The organism is Streptomyces sp. NPDC048106, assembly GCF_040706415.1.
GTDB lineage: Bacteria > Actinomycetota > Actinomycetes > Streptomycetales > Streptomycetaceae > Streptomyces.
In genome coordinates this window covers 54,485-76,175 of record NZ_JBEZND010000033.1, presented here as the reverse complement: position 1 = coordinate 76,175, position 21,691 = coordinate 54,485, and the positions used below count along the sequence as shown (strand labels likewise).

Sequence of the window (21,691 nt, the reverse complement as noted above, 5' to 3'; positions counted from 1 at the left end):
TCATGGGAGCCGCACTGGGCGCGACCGAGGTCATCGCCCGATTCGCGGTGGCGCCTCGGCCCACGGCACCGGCCAACGCGGCCGCCGTGGGCCGTGTCCTTCAGGACACGGCCGGAGTCGCCGTCGCCGGGACGGGCACCGGCACCGGACGGCGGCTGCTCGCCTGGCTGGAGGGCGAACGGGCACCGGGACCCGCCACCGTGTGGGGCACCGGGCTCGCCCTCGCCCCCTCACAGGCCGCGCTGGCCAACGGCACCACCGCGCACGCCCTCGACTGGGACGACGCCGTCCCGTCGATGGCGATGCACCCCGGCGCCGTACTCCTCCCGGCGCTGCTCGCACAGGCCGCCGCCGAACCGGGGCCGATTCCGGGCGGGCGGCTGGCCGCCGCGTACGACGTCGGCTCGGCCGTCTTCCGGGCCGTCTCCGAGGCACTGCCGCTGACCTACCACTACGGCCGCGGCTGGCACAACACCTCCACCACCGGCAGGCTCGCCGCCACCGCGGCCCTGGCGCGCCTCACCGGCCTGGACGTGACCGCGACCCGCCATGCCCTCGGCATCGCCGCGTCCTGCGCCTGCGGCAGCCTGGCCAACTTCGGCTCGATGACCAAGCCGCTGCACGCCGGGCTCGCCGCACGGGACGCGGTCACCGCGATCGGCCTCGCCCGGCGTGGCTTCACCGCCAACCCGGAGCAACTCGAGGCGGGCCGGGGGTTCTTCGCCGCCTACGGCGAGACCACCCCGGAACTCCTCGGCGCCCTCGGCGAACGTCTGGCGTACTGGGAGACCGCCTGGGTGGACGACTGGGCCCTCAAGCGGCACCCGTCGTGCTTCGCCACCCACCGGGCCGTCGACGCGGCGCTGGTCCTGCACCCCCGCGTGACCGGGACCATCACCCGGGCCGAGGTGTCGGTGCCGGCCGGGTCGACCCGCCCGCTCATCGACCACCTGCCCACCACCGGGCTGGAGGGCAAGTTCAGCCTCGAGTACACCGTGGCCCGCGCCCTGCTCGACGGGCACCTGGACCTCGCCGACTTCACCGAGGAGCAGGTGCACGAGGAGCGGGTCCGCGAGGTGATGGCCGTCCTCACCGTCGTGGAGCGCGGCCAGGACGAGGAGTCGGGCCCCGGCCCGCACACCACCGTCACCGTCGAACTCGCCGGAGGGGAGCGCCTCGTCCACGGTGTCGACGTCACCCACGGCGACGCCCGCGACCCGCTGACCGACGAGGAACTCGACGGCAAGTTCGCCTCCGCGCTCGCCGCGGCCGGATGGAAGCCCGGCGAGGCCGCAGCGCTCGGCCCGCGTCTGCGCCAGGCACCCGGCGACGGGTCCGTGGCCTGGCTGCAGGACGCCCTGCGTACCGGGGACAGCGAGGGCGGAGCCGGAAAGGAGACACGATGAGCCTGCCCCGGGTCGAGATCATCGAAGAGGGCATGCGCGAGGGCATGCAGATCGAGAGCGCCGACATCTCCGTCGACGACAAGCTGCGCCTGCTCGACGCCCTCTCCCGCACCGGCCTGAAGTCCATCAACGTCGGCTCGTTCGTCAGCCCCAGGTGGGTGCCGCAGATGGCGCACATGGACGAGCTGATGGCCCGCTTCGAACCGGCCCCCGGCGTCCGCTACTTCGCGCTCGCCCTCAACCAGAAGGGCGTCGAGCGCCGCGACGCGTGGATCCCAGAGAAGCTCGCCCCCGACGAGCCGCTCGGCGTCACCAGCGTCCACCTGTGCGACGTGTTCGTGCGGCGCAACACCGCGCGCAGCCAGGCCGACGAACTCGCCGCGATTCCCCAGCGGATCGCCCGCGCCGTCGAACGGGGCCTGACCGAGGCGTCCGTACGGATCAACGCGGCCTGGGGCTCCAACTGGCTCGGCGCGTTCTCCCTCGAACAGCGCCTCGGCCTCCTCCGGCAGCAGATCGACGCCTGGGAGGAGGCCGGTATCCCGGTCACCCATACGTGGATCGGCGACCCGATGAGCTGGAACACGCCCCGGGCCGTCGAGGAGACCCTCGCCGCGATGACCGAGCGCATGCCCGGCATCACCACCTACCACCTCCACCTCCACGACGGACGCGGCACCGCGCTGCTCTCCGCGTACCAGGCACTGCGCGTCCTCGACGAGCGGCACACCCTCGTCATCGACAGCTCCGTAGGCGGGATGGGCGGCTGTCCCTACTGCGGCAACGGCCGCATGACCCGCATGATCGCCACCGAGGACCTGGTCCATCTGCTTCAGGCCGAGGGCGTCGACACGGGCGTCGACCTGCCCGCCCTGATCGAGGCCGGGCACCTCGCGGAGGGGATAGTCGGCCACGAGCTCTACGGACACGTCGGCAAGGCGGGCCCCCGGCCCGGCCCCGGCGAGCTCTACCCGATGGACATGCCGCTGGTGGAGACGGCGGACGAGGCACAGCACTTCCGGCTCGGCCCCCAGGTCTACGAGGGCCGCCCCCGCCCCTGGAAGCAACCCATCACCTCCGAGGCGCGCGACGCCGTGGAACGGAAGGAACGGCCATGACCGCGAACAGCGTGAACGGCGGCGGCATACCCGTCTCCGCCGTCCCCGGGTCGATGCACGGCCTGCGGGTCGTCGAGGTCGGCACCAGCGTCGCCGGGCCCATGTGCGGGCAGATCCTCGGCGACCTCGGCGCCGAAGTGATCAAGGTCGAGCGGATCGGCCACGGCGACGACACCCGCTCCTGGGCGCCTCCCTTCTGGGACGGCGTCAGCACCGCCTTCCTCGGCCTCAACCGCAACAAGCGCAGCCTCGAACTCGACTTCAAGGAACCGCGCGGCGCCGAGATCATGGACAAGCTGATCCGCTCCGCGGACGTCCTGATCCAGAACCTGCGCCCCGGCACCCTGGAGAAGGCCGGCTTCTCCTGGGAGCGGATGCGCGAACTCAACGACCGCCTCGTCTACGCCGAGATGACCGGCTTCGGCCCGGCCGGGCCGCGCGCCGCCGAGCCCGCGTACGATCCGCTCCTTCAGGCGTACTCCGGCATCGTCTCGATGATGCCGGACACCGGGCAGGGCCCCGCCCGGGTGCCGCTGTCCATCCTCGACAAGGGCACCGCCTTCTGGGGCGCCATCGGCATCCTCGACGCGCTGCGCCGCCGCGACCGCGACGGCGTGGGCAGCAAGGTCAACGTCTCGCTCCTCAACACCGCCCTCGACTGGGTCAGCATCGGCATGCTGGGCAGGATGGCCGGCAACGCGCCCGCCAGGAACCTCGGCTCGGGCTTCCCCGGGGTCGTTCCCTACGGCGCCTTCCCGACCTCGGACGGCCACATCTTCATCTCGGCCGGCAGCCAGCGCCTGTGGCTGCGCCTGCTCGACGCGCTCGGCGTGCCCGAGCTGGACTCCCGCGAGGGCTTCGGCTCCAACACCGACCGCGCGGCCAACCGCGCCGAGGTCGACACGGCCCTGTCCGAGGTGACCCGCGCCTTCACCCGTGACCGGATCAACGAGCTGCTGCTCGCCGCCGGGGTGCCCAACTCGCCCGTACGGTCCGTGGGCGAGCTCCCGGACGATCCGCAGGTGCGGGCGATCGGCGCGCTCGCCCCGCTGCCGCATCCGCAGGTCCCCGGGCTCACCGTGGTCAACCTGCCGGTCCAGGTCGACGGAGCGAACCTGCCCCACCAGACGCCGCCCCCGCTGCTCGGCGCCGACACCGAGTCCGTCCTCGGCTCCCTCGGGTTCGAGGCGGACGAGATCCGCGGCCTTCTCGACGCGGGCGTCGTCGCCACCACGGAGGCCCGGGCCGGGCGGTCCGTGTCCGACGGAACGGCGGTGTGCTGATGGCAGGCTCGGGTTTCCTCGACCCCGGCATCCGTGAGGCCGCCCTCTTCCTCGGCGGCTGGCGGCGGACCGGCACCGACCTGCCCGTCACCGAGCCGGCGACAGGGCGTCGGCTCGCCCAGGTGGGCGGGGCGACGGCCGAACACGTCGACACCGCCGTGACGGCCGCCGTCGAAGCCCAGCGCGCCTGGGCCGCCGAACCGTACCCGGCCCGCGCCCGCGTCCTGCGCAGGGCGGCCGCCCTCTTCGAGGAACACGCCGAGGAGATCGCGTACTGGGCGTCCCGCGAGGCCGGAGCGGTCCGTGCCGTGGCCGCGGGACAGGGACCGGTCGCCGCCGAGGAGTGCCACGAGGCGGCCGCCCTCGCCGCGCGGCCGCACGGCGACGTGCTCCGCTCGACGCAGCCCCGGCTGTCCCTCGCCCGCCGCGTCCCGGCCGGCGTCGTCGGCGTGATCGCGCCGTTCAACGCGCCGCTGCTCCTCGCGATCCGGTCGGTCGCCCCGGCCCTCGCGCTCGGCAACGCCGTCGTCCTCAAGCCCGACCCGCGCACCCCGGTCACCGGCGGTGTCGTGATCGCCCGGGTCTTCGAGGAGGCGGGGCTGCCGCCCGGCCTGCTGCATGTCCTGCCCGGCGGGGCCGACGTCGGTGCGGCCCTGGTGAGCCATCGGGCGGTGCCGGTCCTGGCCTTCACCGGGTCCACCGGGGCCGGCCGGGCGATCGCCGCCGAGGCGGGCCGGCACCTCAAGCGGGTCCACCTCGAACTCGGCGGCAACTCGGCCCTGGTGGTCCTCGACGACGCCGACCTCGACCGGGCGGTGGCCGCCGGGGCCCTCGGCTCCTTCCGCCACCAGGGCCAGATCTGCATGGCCACCGGCCGTCACCTGGTCCACGAGAGCATCGCCGCGGAGTACACGGCCCGGCTCGCCGAACTCGCCGAGAAGGCGGTGGCCGGCGACCCGCTCGACACGAGCGTCACCATCGGCCCGCTGATCGACGAGCGCCAGCGCGACCGCGTCCACCGCCTGGTGACCGACAGCCTCGCCGCCGGCGCCGAGGCCGCCGCCGGAGGCACCTACGACGGCCTGTTCTACCGGCCGACCGTCCTCAGCGGCGTCACCGAGCGGACCCCGGCCTACGCCCAGGAGGTCTTCGGGCCCGTAGCCCCGGTCCTCGCCTTCCGCGACCTCGACCAGGCCGCCCGGCTCGCCTCCGCGAGCCCGTACGGACTCTCCCTCGGTGTGATCACCCGTGACGCGATGAAGGGCCTGGCCCTCGCCGACCGGATCCCCAGCGGCCTGGTCCACATCAACGACCAGACCATCAACGACGAGCCGGTCGCCCCCTTCGGCGGCCTTGGCGACTCGGGCAACGGCGCCCGCCACGGCGGCCACGCCACCAACCTCGACGCCTTCACCGACACCCAGTGGGTGACCATGCGCCCCGAGGCCGCCCGGCACACCGTCTTCGCACCGGAACTCTGATCGGCGACGACCTCTGATCAGAAGCGACCTCTGCACAGCGATCACCTCCGTACAGAAAGGCACAGGAATGACACAGGAGTCGGCGACCGAGGCCGCCGCCCGGGCCCTTGGCGCGTCCGGAGCCCCCGAGGGTGAGCGGCCCGTCCTGGAGATCGAGAACCACGGCCGGGTCCGGCTGCTGCGGCTCAACCGGCCCGACGTGCGCAACGCGCTCAGCGGCGAGCTCAACGACGCCCTGACCGAGGCGATCATCGACGCCGACCACGACCCCGACGTCTACGTCATCGCGATCACCGGCACCGGCACCTCGTTCTGCTCGGGCGCCGACCTCAAGGACGCCCGCACCCTCGCCGACCAGGGCAGGCCGTTCCTCGGCCCGCTCCACACCAACCGGCGCAGCCTCTTCGAAGTCCTCATCGACACCCGCAAGCCGACCGTCGCCGTCGTCAACGGCCCTGCCGTCGCCGGCGGTTTCGAGCTGGCCCTCGCCTGCGACATGCGGCTCGCCGCACCCGGCGCGTTCTTCGCGGTGCCCGAGGCCAAGCGGGGCCGAGGCGCCCACTTCGCCTCGGTGATGCTGCCGGTCACCGTGCCGCCCGGCATCGCCATGGAGTGGCTCTACACGGGCCGCCGCATCCCGCTGGCGGAGGCCGAGCGGTGGGGCCTGGTCAACGCGGTCCTCCCCGGCGAGCAGGTGGCCGACGAGGCCCTCGACTGGCTCGGCGACGTGGTCTCCTCGGCCCCGCTGTCCCTGCAGCGTCTCAAGCTCACGTACCGCAAGACCGCCGGCATGTCCCCGCACACCGCGATCCGCCTCGACGCCGGACCCGACGTGTATCTCTCCGAGGACCAGAAGGAGGGGGCACGGGCCTTCCTGGAGCGCCGGGAACCCCGGTGGCAGGGACGGTGAACCCCGCACCCGACGGCAGATCGAGCGGCCCGCTCCCCTTGGACGGGGTGCGGGTCCTCGATCTCAGCCGCTTTCTGGCCGGTCCCTATGCCGCGATGACGCTCGGGGACATGGGCGCCGACGTCATCAAGGTCGAGCGCTGCGGAAGCGGCGACGACTCACGTCGGATGGGTCCCCATGTGGCGGGCGAGTCCTACCCGTTCGCGATGAACAACCGCAACAAGCGCGGCATCGCCCTCGACCTCACCACCCGGCGCGGGCATGAGGTGTTCCTGAGACTCGTCGCCACGGCCGACGTGCTCATCGAGAACTTCCGCCCCGGCGTCACCGAAGGGCTCGGCATCGACCACGCCTCGCTGTCCGCCGTACGGCCGCGACTCATCCACTGCTCCGTCTCCGGCTTCGGCCAGACCGGCCCGGACCGGGAAAGGGCGGGGCTCGACATCATCGCGCAGGGCGCCTCGGGGCTCATGTCGATGACCGGCCATCCCGGCGAACCGCCCGTCAAGATGGGCATCGCCGCCAACGACATCGCCGCCGGCAGCCTCGCCGTCCAGGCCGTCCTCGCCGCCCACATCCACCGGCTGCGCACCGGCGAGGGACAGCACATCGACATCTCCCTGGTCGACGCGGGCCTCTCCTGGACGATCTGGGAGGCCGGCGCCTACTTCGGCTCCGGCGAGGTCGCCTCCGCACAGGGCAGCAGGCATCGCCGCTCCGCCCCGTACCAGGCCTTCCGCACCCAGGACGGCCATGTCACGGTCGGCGCCAACACCGACCGGCTGTGGGAACGGCTCGTCACCTCCGTCCTGGGCCGCCCCGACTGGCTGGACGACCCGCGCTACGCGGAGAACGCCTCCCGGCTGCGCAACGTCGACGTCCTCGAGACCGAGATCGAGGAGATCACCACCACCAGGCCGACCGCCGACTGGGTCGCCCTCCTCGACGAGGCCGGTGTCCCCGGCGGCCCTGTGTACACCTACGACCAGGCGCTTGCCACCCCGCAGGCCCGGGCCCGCGAGATGGTCGTCGAGGTCGACCACCCGATCGTCGGCCCGATGCGCCATCTCGGCGTCGCGCCCAAGATGTCGGGCACCCCGCTGCGCATCGACAGGGCCGCGCCCTGGCTCGGTCAGCACACCACGGAGGTGCTCGGCGAACTCGGGCTCACCGAGGGCGAGATCGAGGAGCTCTTCACCGACGGGCTCGTGGACGACAGCCATCGGCGGCGCTGAACCGGAGAAGCCGGGAAGCCCGTCCGCGACCTCCCCGGTCGCGGACGGGCTTTCTCCTGCGTGCGGCCGGTCAGCGGATACGCACGGCGTCCGGCGCCAGGGACTGGTCCGCGTCCGATTCCTTCAGCAGCAGGGCGAGACCGGCCGTCACCACCGCGACCGCGGCGAACGCGCGCCACAGCACCGCGTAGTTGCCCGCTTCGGGCAGGCCGTGGGCGGTGGTCGAGGACTGCAGGATCGCGGTCGCCACGGTCGGGCCGATGCCCAGCATGGCCAGCGACACCAGGTTGTCGGCACCCGCGACGCTCGCGCCTTCACCGTGCCGCGTGGCGCGCAGGAAGGAGGCCATGGAGGTGGTCTTCGCCAGGGAGTACCCGGCACCGAACACCGCGAGCTCCACCACGATCTCCCAGGCCCGGTCGTGGCAGAAGGAGAACCAGAGGAAGTCCGCCGCGACGATCAGGGCACCGGTCATGGCGGTCCTGCGCATGCCGAGCACCTTGATGACCCGTGGCGCGACCAGCGCACCGACCGTGATCAGGACGCCGACGGGCACCAGGAACAGGCCGGTCGTCAGCACCGACGCCCCGAACCCGTACCCGGCCTCCTTGGGCGTCTGCACCAGATGGCTGACGGCGAGCGAGTTGGTGGAGCCCAGACCGGCGCAGATACCGCCGACGAGGAACGCCGGCCACAGCGCCGACTTCACCACCACACGCAGGTCGATCATCGGGTTGAGGCTGCGCAGCTCCCAGACCGCCCAGGCGGCGAAGAGCACCACGGCTCCGGCCAGGGTGCCGAGGATGGACGGGGAGCTCCAGCCCCACGTGTTGCCCTGGCCGACGCCGACCATCAGGCAGACCAGGGCCCCGCCGAGGAGGACGCTGCCGAGGTAGTCGACCTTGCCCTGCGCACGGACGTCGCTGTCCGGGACGTACAGCCAGGCCAGCACGAACACCAGCAGGCTGACGACGATGAGCGCCCCGATGCTGCCGCGGGGCGTACCGCCGGAGTTGAGGACGAGCCCGCCGATGAGAAAGGAGACACCGGTGCCGATGCCGGCGACGGAGTTGAGTGTTCCTGAGGAGATGTCGACCTTGCCGGTCGTCTCCGCGCGGAGCCGGAAGAGGGCGTAGAAGATCGGTGTGGCCGCCGTGACACCGCAGACCGCACGGCCGACGATGAACAGGGCGGGACCGGGGGCGGCGAAACAGATGACGTTACCGGCCACGACCAGGCCCAGACTGACCAGCAGGAGCCTGCGCATCCCGTAGAGGTCGGCGAGGCGGGACAGGCCGAGCACCGTGGCCGCGGTGGCGATGCCGGTGACGGACAGGCTCCATGCGGCCTGAGTGGGGTTCATGTGGTACTGGCGGGTGAGCTCACCGATCAGCGGCAGGACCGCCTGGCTCTCCGCGGCGCTGGACAGCCACATCAGCGCCACGACGACGAGCAGCATGAACGGGGCCTTCTCCAGGCGCCGTGAGGCTGGTGTCTGCGGGAGTGTTGCTGGGGAATCGACCCGGTCGACGGTGACCATGGTCCTCCTTCGTTCGATCTTCGGAGTAGGCCAGGGCCCGTCGCCGTGCCCGGGGCGAGCGCGGCAGAGGGGCCGTTGCGGGTGTGCCTCGGAACGAGCTGCCCGGCCGGTGTCGTCCGGCCGGCGCCGCGGTCGCGGCCGCCGTTCGGGCCGGTTCGTTCGGGCCGGTTCGTTCGGACCGTCGTCCGGATGAGGTCGACGGCCCCTGATGGGTGGTGAGGTGGGCCACACCCTCCGGTCCGGAGCCAGGAGGGGCAAGCCCGCCGTGCCACGGATCAGAACGGGGCGTGCCGCGGGTCAGAACAGCGGCGAACTGCTGTCTTCGGGGCCCTGTGTGTTCCACTCGGCGGGACGAGGTCCCCTCGCGAAGCGGCTTCCACGGCCACGATCATCGTGAACCGACGGGGAAGACGAACAGAGGGGCGAGAACATGTCCGACCTGCTGCTGGAGAAGTCCGGTGCCGTGGCCACGCTGTGGTTCGACCGGCCGGAGCGGCGCAACGCGGTGTCCTACGAGATGTACCGCGAGATACCGCGCCTGGCCGGTGAGGTGGCCGCCGACGAGGCGGTTCGTGTCCTGGTGGTCCGCGGTGCCGGTGAGGTTGCCTTCTCGGCGGGCGCGGACATCAAGGAGTTCCGCACCGTACGGGCCGGCGGCGAGGGCGCCCGCCGCTACAACGCCGCCGTCGCCGAGGCCGAGCGCGCCCTGGCCGGCCTGCGCGTTCCCAGCATCGCGATGATCCACGGCTACTGCATCGGCGGCGGCTGCGGCATCGCCGCCTCCTGCGACCTGCGCCTCGGTGACACCCAGGCGCGCTTCGGTATCACCCCGGCCCGGCTCGGCCTCGTCTACGGTCTCGAGTCGACCAAGCGGGTCGTCGACCTGGTGGGCCCCTCCACCGCGCGTTTCCTCCTGTACTCGGGCCGTCACCTGGAGGCCCGCCGAGCCCTGGAATGCGGCCTCCTCGACGAGATCCACGAACCGTCCGAGCTGGAGAGGGCCACGTACGGACTCGCCGAGGAGATCGCGGCCCGGGCCCCGATCTCCGTCCAGGGCACGAAGCAGATGATCGCCCGTGTCCTGGCGGGCCAGACCCAGGACGACGAGGAAACGGTGGCCCTGCGCAACGCGTCCTTCGACTCGAAGGACTACGAGGAGGGCGTGACGGCCTTCCTGGAGAAGCGGGCCCCGGTCTTCCGGGGCGAGTAGACCCTTGCCCGACAGCCGGCGTTCACCCGCGACGCCGGCCCACCGGAGCCCCGGGCGCGAGGCCAAAGGCCCCCGCGTTCCGCCGGGCGGTACCGGAGGCTTCGCCGAGGCCCCTGTCGCACGAGAACCTTCCCCTGATCGCAGAACTGGCACCACGAGAGGACACCGCATGCCCCTCCAGCTGACCCAGGAGTCCACAAGCCGCTTCGTGAAGCTCCCGTCCGGCAACGTGCACTACAACGTCGCCGGCGAGGGCCACCCCCTGATCCTGCTGCACGGCAGCGGTCCGGGCGCCACCGGTTGGAGCAACTTCGGCCCCAACATCGCCACCCTCGCCGAGCAGTTCACCTGCTACGCCGTCGACATGCCCGGCTGGGGCGAGTCCGACCCGGTGACCCCACAGGACCGCGACCACGCGCAGACGGCTCTGGAGTTCATGGACGAACTCGGCCTGGAGAAGGCCGCGTTCGTCGGCAACTCCATGGGCGGAGCCACCACCATCCGGTTCGCCGTCGAGCACCCGGAGCGGCAGTCGCACCTCATCACCATGGGCGCCGGCGCCCGCGGCGTGAAGCTCTTCGGCGCCGGTGACGGCCCCACCGAGGGCCTCAAGATCCTGATGAAGGGCTACCGCGAGCCCAGCATCGAGACCATGCGCGAGCTGGTCGACGTGATGAGCTACGACTCCGGCGACCTGAGCGAGCAGCGTGCCCAGGAGCGCCTCGACAGCCTGCTCGCGCACCCCGAGCACGCCCGCAACTTCCTCTCCGGTGGCCGCAATCCGCGCGACTGGCCCGCCGAGGAGGCCGTGGCGGGCATCCAGGTCCCCGCCCTGCTCATCCACGGCCGCGACGACCGCGTGGTGCACTACGAGAACTCGCTGCGTCTGTGCGCACTGATCGGCAACTCGCGGCTCGTGCTGCTCAACCGCTGCGGCCACTGGGCCCAGGTCGAGCACGCCGAGGAGTTCAACCGCCTGGTCACGGACTTCGTCCACAACAACTGACGGCATCCCAGGGCCACCAGGGCCACCAGGGCCACCGCGAGGGGCGGTGCCGGCGCGCACCACCCCTCGCCGCCCGCCCACCCGCCGGGAACAGGCCGGCCCGCCAAGGACGGCCCCGCCGAGGACCGGCCGGCCCGGGACCGCCGTAACGCGAGAGGAGACAGCACATGGCAGACGTGTCGGCACCATCGGCACAGCGGCCGCGGCCCACCGCCCAGGAGCTCGGATTCCGCGAGGTACTCGGGCACTATCCCACCGGAGTCGTGGTGGTCACCGCGATCGACGTCACGGGCAGGCCGACCGGGATGACCATCGGTTCGTTCACCTCGGTCTCCCTCGACCCGCCCCTGATCGCCTTCCTCCCCGGCCGCCGCTCCGGCACCTTCGCCCGGATGCGCGAGGCACCGGCGTTCTGCGTCAACGTCCTGGCCGCCGACCAGGAGGACCTGTGCCGCCGCTTCGCGACCGGCGGCACCGGCGCCGACCGGTTCGCCGGCGTGGACTGGGCGCCCGCGCCCTCCGGCGCCCCCGTCCTGGACGGTGCCGTCGCCTGGATCGACTGCGGGTACCACAAGGTCACCGAGGCCGGGGACCACTACGTGGTGCTCGGCCGGGTCAACACCCTGCGCGTGGCACGCCCCACCCGGCCACTGCTCTTCTTCCAGGGCGGCTACGGCTGTTTCACCCCGAGCTCGCTGCGCGGCCTGCACGGCCCCGACCTGATCGAGAGCGTCCGGCCCGCCGGGTCCGCCCAGAGCGAGACGGACCGGCTGGCCCGGACCCTCGCCGTGGAGTGCTCCCTGCTGTCCGCGGTCGGTGACGACCTGGTCACCGTCGCCGTCACCCCCGCCGCGGGGCACACCCCCGAGTCCGCCGTCGGCGACCGCATCCCGCTGCGTGCCCCGCTCGGCGACCTCTACGTCGCCTGGCAGGACGAGGACACCGTCACCCGCTGGCTGGACAGCGCCGGCACACCGGACCCCGAGGCCCGCGAGTGCTACCGGCGCCGCCTCGACACCGCGCGCTGCCGCGGCTGGTCGATGTCACTGTCCGGGGCCAGCCCCGAGGACCGGCTCGGCTCCGCCCTGCGCCGGTACACCGAGGGCGACTTCACGCCTCATCAGCAGCGGCGTATGGAACGCGAGATCGCCGAGATGTCCCAGGCGTACGAACCGGTGCCTCTGGAGCCGGGCCGGCGCTACGACGTACGGTCCCTGGTGGCCCCCGTCTTCGGCCCCGGCGGGGACGTGAACCTCGTCCTGCGGCTCTCCAGGCTCCCCGCGAACGCCACTGAGTCCCAGGTACGGCGCTGGATCGCCCTGCTGACCGAGGCGGCCGCCCGCCTTTCCGACCCGGAAGGCGCGACGACGGCGCGGGAGGACCGCCGCAGCGCCAGGACGGCGGCGTGAGGAGACTCGCGCACGGCCGGGAGGAGACCCACGGAACTCCTCCCGGCCGGCCCGGAACGCGCGGTGCCATGACGGAAGGCCCGGCCACCGGGGTCGCGAGCGACGCCGGGCTGCGGCACTCGCTGCGCGCCTTCCGGCACCGGGACTACCGGCTGTTCTGGGCCGGCGCGCTCCTGTCCAACGTCGGTACCTGGCTGTCCAACCTGGCCGTCCCCTTCGTGCTGTTCGAGCTCACGCACAGCGCCCTGTGGGTCGGCATGGCCACCCTCGCGCAGTTCCTGCCCGGCGTGCTGATCTCCCCGTTCGGGGGTTCGCTCGCCGACCGGCGGGAGCGGCGCCGGGTGCTCCTCGCCGCTCAGGCGGGGATGGCGGCCTCGGCCGGCGGACTGTGGGCGCTGTGGGCGGTCGGGGTGCGAAGCCCTCTCGCGCTGCTCGCCCTGGTGGCCGTGGCCGGACTGATCCAGGGCGCCATGATGCCGAGCTGGCAGTCGTTCGTGAACGACCTGGTGCCCCGGGCGGACCTGCCGTCCGCCATCGCGCTCAACTCCCTCCAGTTCAACGCCGCACGCTCGCTCGGGCCGGCCATCGCGGGTGTGCTCCTTGCCGCGTTCGGGCCCGGCTGGGCTTTCCTGATCAACACGATGTCCTTCGTGTTCGTCCTGTGCGCGCTGTTCCTGATCCGGCCGCGCCCCGCGCTCCCGCGGGGGCCCGGCGGGCCCGGAACGCTCCGCGGCTTCGTCTCCGCGCTGGCTTACGTCCGTGAGCGCCCCGGCATCCGGGCGGCGATCCTGCTCTCGGTCCTGGCCGGCCTGCTCGGCAACCCGGTCTTCGGGTTCACCGTGGTCTTCGCCGACCAGGTGTTCCACGTCGGCGCGGTCGCTCTGGGAGTGCTGAACATGGCGCTCGGTGTCGGAGCGGTGCTCTGCGCGCCCGTGGTCGCCGGCCGGGGAGTGAGACTCACCCTGGCGCGGATCGTCCGCCGGGCGCTGCCGCTGTACGGGGTCTCCATGGCGGGCTTCGCGCTGTCGCCGGGCCCGGTGACCGGCGGGATCTGCCTGGTCGTGGTCGGCGGCTGTTTCCTCGCCGTGGTCTCCTCGGCGAACACCGCGATCCAGATGATCGTGGGGGAACGGGTGCGGGGCCGCGTCCTCGCCGTCCGCATCATGATCTTCAACGCGAGTCTCCCGCTGGGCTCCCTGGTCCAGGGCGCGGTCTCGGACCGGATCGGACCGCGGATCACGGTGGCCGGTGCCGGTGCTTTGATGCTCCTGGCCGGATTCGTCTTCCTCCGCGGCCCCGGCCGGCGCCATCTGGACCGGCTCGACGATCCGCCCGACAGGGAGCGTCGCGGGTCTTGACCGGCGCGCACGTGCCAGAAGGTGGAACACGGGGTCTTCCATGGCCGGTGACCGCAGGGTACTGATGGGGCAAACACGCCGGCCGACGAGGGAGTCTGCCTATGTCATTGGTGCAGATAGCCGCCGCCGTGCAGTCGCACGGCGAACCTGATGAGCCCGCCGGGTCCCCCGTGACCTCGGTCGGCAAGGCTCTCCGGCTTCTCGACGCGTTCCGCACGATGGGACCGATCGCGGGGGTCAGCGAGCTCGCCCGGGCCACCGGACTGCCGAAATCCACGGCGTTCCGGCTGCTCAGCCAGCTCGAACGGAGCGGATTCCTGGAGCGTCTCGGTACGGACTACCGGCTCAACCTTCTGGTCTTCGAACTGGGCAATCGGGTCTCCGACTGCACGCCGGGGGACCTGCGCAGCATCGCGGGACCGTTCCTCAGCGAGCTGTTCCTGCAGAGCGGCTACGTGGTCCACCTGGCGGTACTCGACCACACCGACGTCCTCTACCTGGACAAGATCCACGGTCATGGCGGCATCAAGGTGCCCTCCACCGTGGGCGGGCGGATGCGGGCGTCGTTCTCCGGCCTCGGCAAGGCCATGCTGGCCTTCGGCCACCGGGACGCGGTCGAACGTATCCTGGAGGACGGCCTGACGAGGCGCACCCGCCACTCCATCGCCGCCCCCGGCCTCTTCCTGGCCGAGCTGCGAAGGGTCGCCGACCATGGCGTCGCCTTCGACCGGGAGGAGGCCGCACTGGGCCTGACCTGCGTCGCGGCGCCGGTCGTCCACCACGGCAAGGCCATCGCGGCCCTGTCCGTGTCCGGGCCCACCGGCCGTTTCGACCCGGCCCAACTGGCCGCACGTGTGCGGTCCGCGGCCCATGAGATCTCCGCCCTGCACGCCCGCCACGTCATCGAGCGGGCGGACGACACCGGGATCCTGTGACACGAGCCACCAGGGGTTCCACGGAGCGGAACACGCCCCTTCGCACGGCACCCGGCCACCCGAGAGGATCGTTCCGATCATGATCGGCAGTGGCCCTCCGGTCACCCGGACACCGAGAGAGGTGGCATGAGCGAGGTACCCGAACGCATCCGTGAAAGCAGGGAGTTCCTGGCGGACAGCGCCCCCGACTGCGAGCGGCTCGGCCGGCTCACCGACGAGGTCGCCGACCGGCTGCGCTGGACCGGGGTCACCCGGATGCTGCAGCCCCGTGAGTACGGCGGCGAGGAGGCACACCCCGCCGAGTGGTTCGAGGCCGTGATGGAGATCGGCGCGCGCAACGGCGCGGCCGGCTGGGTCTCCGGCGTCGTGGGCGTCCACCCCTGGGAGATGGCCCAGTGCGACCCCTCGGTGCAGCGGCAGGTGTGGGGCCAGGACCCCGACACCTGGATCGCCTCCCCGTACGCCCCGATGGGCCGCGCCAAGCCGGAGGGCGAGGGCCGGCTCCTGTCGGGCCGCTGGTCGTTCTCCTCCGGCACCGACCACTGCAAGTGGATCTTCCTGGGCGGGATGGTCACCGACGCCGACGGCAGGGTCGCCGATCCATCCACCGCCGTACGGCACTTCATCCTGCCGCGCTCCGACTACGAGATCGTCGCGGACTCCTGGGACGTGATCGGTCTGGAGGGCACCGGCAGCAAGGACGTCGTCGTCAAGGACGCCTACATCCCGCCGGAGCGGATCGTGGCGCCCGACCGGCTGCCCGAGTTCGCCGTCGAGCGCGGCCGGACCAACCCGCTGTACCGGATGCCGTTCGCCACCATGTTCTCCGGCGCGATCGCCGCGGGCAGCCTGGCCCTCGCGCAGGGCGCCCTCGACGCCTTCGTGGAGTACACCCGACAGCGCGTCGACGCCCGCGGTGCCGCCGCGGCCCGCAGCCCGCACCAACTGGCCGTCCTCGGCAGCGCGTCCTCGGACATCGCGGCCAGCCGTCTGCAGTTCCTGACCGACATCAACCGGATGTACGACACCGCGGCGGCCGGCAAGGAACTCACCACGTCGATGCGGCTGGAGGTCCGCCGCAACCAGGTCCGCTCGGTGCGCCGCGCCGTCGACGCCGTCGACAGCCTCTTCCTGCACGCCGGCGGTGGCGCGCTCCGCCGCGACATGCGGTTCCAGCGGTTCTGGCGCGACCTGCACGCGGCCATGAACCACGTCAACAACGCTGCCGAGATCACCTACGAGGGCTATGGGCTCAACCTGTTCGGCCTCCCTGTCCCCGCCGGTATCCGCTACTGACCCCCTGAAGACCGGAGGAGACCCGACATGGGCCAGCAGACCGAAGACGTCGACGAGTACCAGGCCGTGGACCCGGGTGAGTTCAGGGACACCCTGGGCCACTACCCGACAGGCGTCGTCGTGATCACCGCCGTCGACGACAGCGGTGAGCCCGCCGGCATGGTGGTGGGGTCCTTCACCTCGGTGTCCGTGGACCCGCCCCTGGTGGCCTTCCTTCCGCAGCGCGACTCCCGCACCTTCGAACGGCTGCGTACCGCCGCGCACTTCTGCGTCAACGTGCTCGCCGCCGACCAGGAGGATCTGTGCCGCCGGTTCGCCCGGCGCGGCCCGGACAAGTTCGCCGGGGTGGCGTGGAAGGCGGCACCCAGCGGCGCGCCGATCCTCGACGGAGCGGTGGCCTGGATCGATTGCTCCTACCAGTCGGTCGACGACGCCGGCGACCACTTCATGGTGATCGGCCGGGTCGAGGCCATGGACGTGGTCCGGCCCGCGCTGCCGCTGCTCTTCTTCCAGGGCGGCTACGGCCGCTTCACCCTGCCCTCGCTCCTCGCCAGGAGCGAGGCCGACCTGATCCAGGGCATCCGGCAGGCCGAGTTCGCCCGGGACCAGATCGAACGGGTCGCGGAGGAACTGGGCGTGGAGTGCAGCGTCAGCGCCGTCGCCGGCCAGGACGCGGTCTTCGTCGCCGTCGCCAGCCGCTCACCGGAGCCCAGTCGCATCTCGCTCGGTTTCCGGGTGCCCATGGTGCCGCCCCTGGGCGCGGTGTTCATCTGCCACGCGGGCTCCGTCGCCGTCGGCGACTGGCTCTCCCGGCTCCCCGGCTCGGACGAGGAGACCGTGGCGGCCTACATCGCGCAGTTGGAGAGGGTGCAGGAGCGCGGCTACTCCGTCTCGCTCCGCGGCACGCACACCGACCGGGAACTGCACACCGCCGTCCGGGACTACTCCTCGGCGGACCGGTTGCCCGAGCACGAGCGGCGGTTCAAACGCCTGATCGCGGAGACCGCGCGGCTCTATGAGCCGGACCTGGAGCCCGGCGGCCGCTACGACGTGCACTCCATCCTGGTGCCCGTCGAGGGCCCCATGCAGCAGGTGCAGATCGCGCTGCGGCTCGGCAACCTGCCGGCCGGCGCCACCGGGCGCCAGGTCGAGGCATGGGTGGAGCGCCTGCGCTCCGCCGCCGCGGTGGTCTCCGCGCGGCTGAACGAGAACCACCTGACGGAGCTGGGCATCAGTTTCTGACGCACCGTCAGGATCGGTCGTCGGAAGAGGCACGGCGCCCTTTCCAGCCCGTGGAACACCACGCTGGCCGGGCCGGTCGCACCGGTGAACTCTGATCGAAGACATCCCACAGAACGACGGGAGAAGTGATGAACGCGACCGTGCGAAGCCTCGGTTACGCCGTACTCGGGGCAGACGACCTCGAAAAGTGGCGGTCCTTCGCCACGGAAGTCCTGGGCCTCCAGGTCGTCGAGGCCGGGCAGGACACCCTGCGGCTCCGGATGGACGGGTACCTGTACCGGCTCCAGATCGAGAAAAGTGACACCCGTGGCGTCACCACGCTCGGCTGGGAGGTCGCCGGCCCCCGGGAACTGGCCGAGCTGGCCCGACGCGTCGAGCAGGCGGGCTACACCGTCGAGCGCCCGGGCCCGGACGCGGCCAGGGCCCGCGACGTCACCGAGCTGGTCCGCTTCCAGGACCCCGACGGCCTGACCCTCGAACTGTTCTACGGCCTGACCAGTTCCCTGACGAACTTCGTCTCCCCGACGGGGAACCGTTTCGTCGCGGGCCGTCTGCTCGGCCTCGGCCACGCCTTCCAACTGGTGAAGGACCCGGACGCGCACCTCGCGCTCTACCGCGACGTGCTGGGCTTCCGGCTCAGCGACCACATCGAGGTCGGGCCCGCGGCCGTGGCTACCTTCCTGCACTGCAACCCGCGCCACCACTCGTTCGCGTTCGTCCCGACCGCCAAGGACGACCGTAACCGCGGCCAGGGCGTGGGCCACCTGATGCTGGAGTCCGAGTCGATCGACGGTGTCGGCCGCGCCCTGGACGCGCTGTCCGCGCACGGCGGCAAGATGACCGCCACCCTCGGCAAGCACACCAACGACAAGATGATCTCGTTCTACTGCGAGTCCCCGTCCGGCACCGGCATCGAGTACGGCACCGGCGGCATCGAGATCGACGACGAGACCTGGACGCCCACCCGCTACCCGTCCGCGCACTACTGGGGGCACGAGCGATGAGCACAGTCGTCGACGAAAGTGCCGGGAGCGTCCTTGAGGAGGCCGGCGTGACAGAGACCGTCATGGAGCGGATCGCGAAGCTCGCCGACGTCTTCGCGCAGGACGCGGAGGCCTCCGACCGCCTCGGCAGGCTGTCCGAGGTCTCCGAGCGGGCCTTGCACGAGTCCGGCGTCTGCCGGATGCTCCAGCCCCGCGACTACGGCGGCCTCGAGACCCACCCGCGGGAGTACATGGAGGCCGTCATCGAGATCGCCTCCCACGCCCCCTGCGCGGGCTGGGTGGCCGGCGTGGTCGGCGTGCACGCCCACGAACTCGCCCTGGGCACCCGACAGGTCCAGGAGGAGATCTGGGGCGACGACCCCGAGACCTGGGTCGCCTCACCCTACGCCCCGATGGGCCGCGCCCGGCCGGTGGACGGCGGTTACCTCTTCAGCGGACGCTGGCCGTTCTCCTCGGGCACCGACCTGTGCCAGTGGGTGATGATCGGCGGCCTGGTCACCGACCAGGAGGGAAACGTCGCCGAGAAGGCGGCCCGCCACTTCGTCCTGCCGCGCTCCGACTACGAGATCGTGGCCGACTCCTGGCAGGTCGTGGGCCTCAAGGGCACCGGCAGCAAGGACCTGATCGTCAAGGACGCCTTCGTACCGGACCACCGGGTGATCGACACCGCGGAGATCACCGCCGGCACCGCCCACACGGCGGTCGGCCGCAGCGACTCGGTCCTGTACGCCATGCCCCGCAACGTGATGTTCTCCGGCGCGGTCACCGCCGCGACCCTGGGCGCCGCCAAGTCCGTGCTCGACGCCTACGTCGCGCTCACCCGGGGCCGCGACGGTCGCTACGGCAAGGCCTCCCGCGATCCGTACCAGCTGGCCGCGCTCGGCGAGTGCTCGGCCGACATCGACGCGAGCATCCAGCACTTCCTGTACGACATCGACCGGATCCACGACCTGTGCGCCGACGGCGTCACCATCCCGCTGTCGCTGCGTGCCGAGGTCCGCCGCAACCAGGTCCGCTCCTCCAACCGGGCCGCGGCCGCCGCCGACAAGCTGTTCCGTCTCGCGGGCGGTGTCTCGCTGCGCACCGACCTGCCGCTCGAACGGCTCTGGCGCGACAGCCAGGCGGCCATCCACCACATCCAGAACGTGCAGGACCCCATCATGCAGGCCTACGGCCTGGACTTCTTCGGGCACCCGGTCCCGCCGAACATCAAGTTCTGAGCACGACGAAGGAGAGCCACACCATGGCCTTCCAGGAGCGCGGCCACGCCGGTCTCTGTCCGATGAGGTCGTCGCCGAGGCCGAGCGCCTGCTCGCCGAGGGCGGCGACGCCTACCAGGGCACCATCGGCGGCGCCGCGAAGGCCGGGGGAGTCCGGCCGGTGAAGCTCGCCACCACCGCGGGCGGCTGCACCAGCGCCGCACGTGCGCCGAGGGCGACAGCCACGTCCTCCTCCCGTATGCCGACCCCGGCGACCTGCTCCGGCAGCCCGGCCGGCGTGAACTCGCCGCCGGCTACACCGTCAGCAACGACCTCAAGATCGTGGAATGGGACGCAGCCGATGACCAGGACTGAACTGTTCGACCCCGAGACGCTCACCGAAGAGCAGCGCGCCCTCTACGACGAGCTGCGCTCGGGCCCGAGGGTCAACCCCAACCGGCCCGGCGGCCCGGTCGACATCCACGGCCGGCTCACCGGACCGTTCAACGCCATGCTGCACAGCCCCAGGATCGGCGGGCCGCTGCAGCGCCTCGGCGCCGCGCTGCGCTACGAGTCGTCCATCGACGACCGGGTGCGCGAGATGGTGATCCTGCTGATCGCGGGTCACTACGACTGCGCGGTCGAGCGGGTCGCCCACCAGCGCATCGGCCGCCGCCTCGGCATCGGTGAGGAAACCCTCGCGACCCTGGACCGCGCCGAGGTGCCGGCCTCGTTCGACGAGGGCACCCACGAAAGCGCGGCTCCCGCCCTGGAACTCGCCGAGCGGATGCTCACGCGGAAGCTGCCCGACGACGCCGAATTCGAGCAGCTCAAGGACCAGCTGGGCCCGGACGGCGTCTTCGAGATCAGCTCGCTGGTCGGCTACTACTGGGCCCTTGCCAACCAGCTCAACCTGTTCGCCGTGCAGCCCGCCGACCACGGGCCGGGCGCGTGACGGCCCGACTCGCGGACATCACCGAGCAGTCGACCTCCCGGTACGTGGAGGCCGCCGGTGTCCGCCTGCATGTGCACGAGGCAGGGCAGGGCCCGCTCCTGCTCTGCCTGCACGGTGGCGCGCCGGGGGCCTACGGCTGGGGCAACTTCGGCCAGAACATGGCCGCGTTCGCCGGGCACTTCCGGACGGTGATCGTGGACCTGCCGGGCTACGGCAAGTCCGAGGCCGCTCAGGTCGAGGGCGGCAGACACGCCTTCCACGCGAAGGTGTTCGCCGCCCTCGTCCGTGAACTGGGCGAGGAACGCGCCCATGTGGTCGGCATGGCCACCGGCGGCGCCGCCGCCATGGCCATGGCCCTCGACCATCCCGACGTGGTCGACCGCCTGGTCCTGGTCAGCTCGGCGGGCGGCCTGCCGCTGTTCACTCCCACGCCCAGCGAGGGCCAGCAGGTCATCCGCGACTACTACGCGGGCGACGGGCCCAGTCGCGCCAAGATGCGCGCCTACCTGGAGATGATGATGGCCGACAAGGCCCTGATCACCGATGACCTGGTCGAGGAGCGTTACCGGGCCAGCGTCGCCTCCGGCACCGGAGCGAAGACGGGGGAGGGCCGCGGCGAGCCCCTCTGGCAGCGTCTCCACGAGATCACCGCCCGCACCCTGGTGGTCTGGGGCCGCGACAACCGCGTGCAGGGCTACGACAACGCGCTCTTCATGCTGAACCGGATCCCGGACGTGGAGATCCATGTCTACGGGCACACCGGCCTCTGGGTCCCCTACGAGCGGGCCCGCCGCTTCGAGTTCCTGGTCACCGGGTTCCTGACCGGACCCTAGACCGCGCACGAGATTCCGGTGCGGGCTGAGCGAAGGGCGCCTGACGGGTGAAAACCCGCGTCAGGCGCCTTTCGCATGCGTCTGAAGGCGGGCATCGAGGCCGAGGTCGAGGAGCGCGAAGAACAGCCGGGCCGTCGGTGAGCGCTCGCGTCGCCCGGCGGGGCCGACGACCACGACCGGCCTCCGGTTCCGGTTCACCGTGCCGTTGATCGGCCGGTGATCGGACGACAGAGCCGACCGAGACAGGACGTTGATCGCCATCTGATTGATT

19 protein-coding genes are annotated in these 21,691 nt (G+C 72.0%); 17 read left to right on the top strand and 2 right to left on the bottom strand.

All coding sequences use genetic code 11. The features are described from left to right. Nucleotides 1-2 precede the first annotated feature (2 nt). The 6 genes from AB0927_RS28585 (at nt 3) to AB0927_RS28560 (ending at nt 7,433) form a co-directional block, all read left to right on the top strand. Nucleotides 3-1,406 carry an MmgE/PrpD family protein gene (locus tag AB0927_RS28585; RefSeq protein WP_366670625.1) on the top strand — a complete coding sequence of 468 codons (1,404 nt, stop codon included), beginning with the start codon at nt 3-5 and terminating at the stop codon, nt 1,404-1,406. Then, nucleotides 1,403-2,524, top strand: coding sequence for a hypothetical protein (locus AB0927_RS28580; RefSeq protein ID WP_366670624.1), 1,122 nt, complete (start codon nt 1,403-1,405; stop codon nt 2,522-2,524). The genes AB0927_RS28585 and AB0927_RS28580 overlap by 4 nt, the downstream gene beginning before the upstream one ends. Further along, nucleotides 2,521-3,807, top strand: coding sequence for a CoA transferase (locus tag AB0927_RS28575; protein ID WP_366670623.1), 1,287 nt, complete (start codon nt 2,521-2,523; stop codon nt 3,805-3,807). The genes AB0927_RS28580 and AB0927_RS28575 overlap by 4 nt, the downstream gene beginning before the upstream one ends. Further along, nucleotides 3,807-5,288, top strand: coding sequence for an aldehyde dehydrogenase family protein (locus AB0927_RS28570; RefSeq protein ID WP_366670622.1), 1,482 nt, complete (start codon nt 3,807-3,809; stop codon nt 5,286-5,288). The genes AB0927_RS28575 and AB0927_RS28570 overlap by 1 nt, the downstream gene beginning before the upstream one ends. Nucleotides 5,289-5,355: 67 nt before the next feature. After that, nucleotides 5,356-6,198 (top strand): enoyl-CoA hydratase/isomerase family protein, encoded by an 843-nt coding sequence (locus AB0927_RS28565; protein WP_366670621.1) that lies wholly within the window; start codon nt 5,356-5,358, stop codon nt 6,196-6,198. Next, nucleotides 6,183-7,433, top strand: coding sequence for a CoA transferase (locus tag AB0927_RS28560; RefSeq protein WP_366670620.1), 1,251 nt, complete (start codon nt 6,183-6,185; stop codon nt 7,431-7,433). Before AB0927_RS28565 ends, AB0927_RS28560 begins: the two co-directional genes overlap by 16 nt. A gap of 70 nt (nt 7,434-7,503) precedes the next feature. Here AB0927_RS28560 and AB0927_RS28555 read toward each other — a convergent pair whose 3' ends face one another. Then, the gene (locus AB0927_RS28555; RefSeq protein WP_366670619.1) at nt 7,504-8,973 is read right to left on the bottom strand and encodes an MFS transporter; all 1,470 of its coding nucleotides are present in this window, start codon (nt 8,971-8,973) and stop codon (nt 7,504-7,506) included. A 430-nt stretch (nt 8,974-9,403) separates the two neighbouring features. On the opposite strand from AB0927_RS28555, the gene AB0927_RS28550 reads away from it, so the two are divergent. The 11 genes from AB0927_RS28550 to AB0927_RS28500 all read left to right on the top strand — a co-directional run bounded on the left by AB0927_RS28550 (nt 9,404) and on the right by AB0927_RS28500 (nt 21,420). Continuing rightward, nucleotides 9,404-10,183 carry an enoyl-CoA hydratase-related protein gene (locus tag AB0927_RS28550; RefSeq protein WP_366670618.1) on the top strand — a complete coding sequence of 260 codons (780 nt, stop codon included), beginning with the start codon at nt 9,404-9,406 and terminating at the stop codon, nt 10,181-10,183. A gap of 169 nt (nt 10,184-10,352) precedes the next feature. Next, entirely contained in the window at nt 10,353-11,189 is an 837-nt protein-coding gene (locus AB0927_RS28545) for an alpha/beta hydrolase (protein ID WP_366670617.1), read from the top strand. A gap of 167 nt (nt 11,190-11,356) precedes the next feature. Beyond that, nucleotides 11,357-12,598 carry a flavin reductase gene (locus AB0927_RS28540; RefSeq protein ID WP_366670616.1) on the top strand — a complete coding sequence of 414 codons (1,242 nt, stop codon included), beginning with the start codon at nt 11,357-11,359 and terminating at the stop codon, nt 12,596-12,598. Nucleotides 12,599-12,666: 68 nt separating this feature from the next. Further along, on the top strand, nt 12,667-13,956 hold the full coding sequence (locus AB0927_RS28535; RefSeq protein ID WP_366670615.1) for an MFS transporter: 1,290 nt from the start codon (nt 12,667-12,669) through the stop codon (nt 13,954-13,956). Between the two features lie 101 nt (nt 13,957-14,057). Next, nucleotides 14,058-14,891: an IclR family transcriptional regulator gene (locus AB0927_RS28530; protein WP_366670614.1), complete on the top strand. Its 834-nt coding sequence runs from the start codon at nt 14,058-14,060 to the stop codon at nt 14,889-14,891. A 126-nt stretch (nt 14,892-15,017) separates the two neighbouring features. Then, nucleotides 15,018-16,187: an acyl-CoA dehydrogenase family protein gene (locus AB0927_RS28525; RefSeq protein ID WP_366670613.1), complete on the top strand. Its 1,170-nt coding sequence runs from the start codon at nt 15,018-15,020 to the stop codon at nt 16,185-16,187. 27 nt (nt 16,188-16,214) lie between these two features. Next, nucleotides 16,215-17,429, top strand: coding sequence for a flavin reductase (locus AB0927_RS28520; RefSeq protein WP_366670612.1), 1,215 nt, complete (start codon nt 16,215-16,217; stop codon nt 17,427-17,429). Nucleotides 17,430-17,557: 128 nt separating this feature from the next. Beyond that, nucleotides 17,558-18,433, top strand: a complete 876-nt coding sequence (locus AB0927_RS28515) for a VOC family protein (protein WP_366670611.1) — start codon at nt 17,558-17,560, stop codon at nt 18,431-18,433. 47 nt (nt 18,434-18,480) lie between these two features. Continuing rightward, nucleotides 18,481-19,653 (top strand): acyl-CoA dehydrogenase family protein, encoded by a 1,173-nt coding sequence (locus AB0927_RS28510; RefSeq protein WP_366670610.1) that lies wholly within the window; start codon nt 18,481-18,483, stop codon nt 19,651-19,653. 340 nt (nt 19,654-19,993) lie between these two features. After that, entirely contained in the window at nt 19,994-20,587 is a 594-nt protein-coding gene (locus tag AB0927_RS28505) for a carboxymuconolactone decarboxylase family protein (RefSeq protein ID WP_366670609.1), read from the top strand. Continuing rightward, nucleotides 20,584-21,420, top strand: a complete 837-nt coding sequence (locus tag AB0927_RS28500) for an alpha/beta hydrolase (RefSeq protein ID WP_366670608.1) — start codon at nt 20,584-20,586, stop codon at nt 21,418-21,420. Before AB0927_RS28505 ends, AB0927_RS28500 begins: the two co-directional genes overlap by 4 nt. Nucleotides 21,421-21,480: 60 nt before the next feature. Here AB0927_RS28500 and AB0927_RS28495 read toward each other — a convergent pair whose 3' ends face one another. Continuing rightward, nucleotides 21,481-21,681, bottom strand: coding sequence for a hypothetical protein (locus tag AB0927_RS28495; RefSeq protein WP_366670607.1), 201 nt, complete (start codon nt 21,679-21,681; stop codon nt 21,481-21,483). Between the last annotated feature and the right edge of the window lie 10 nt (nt 21,682-21,691).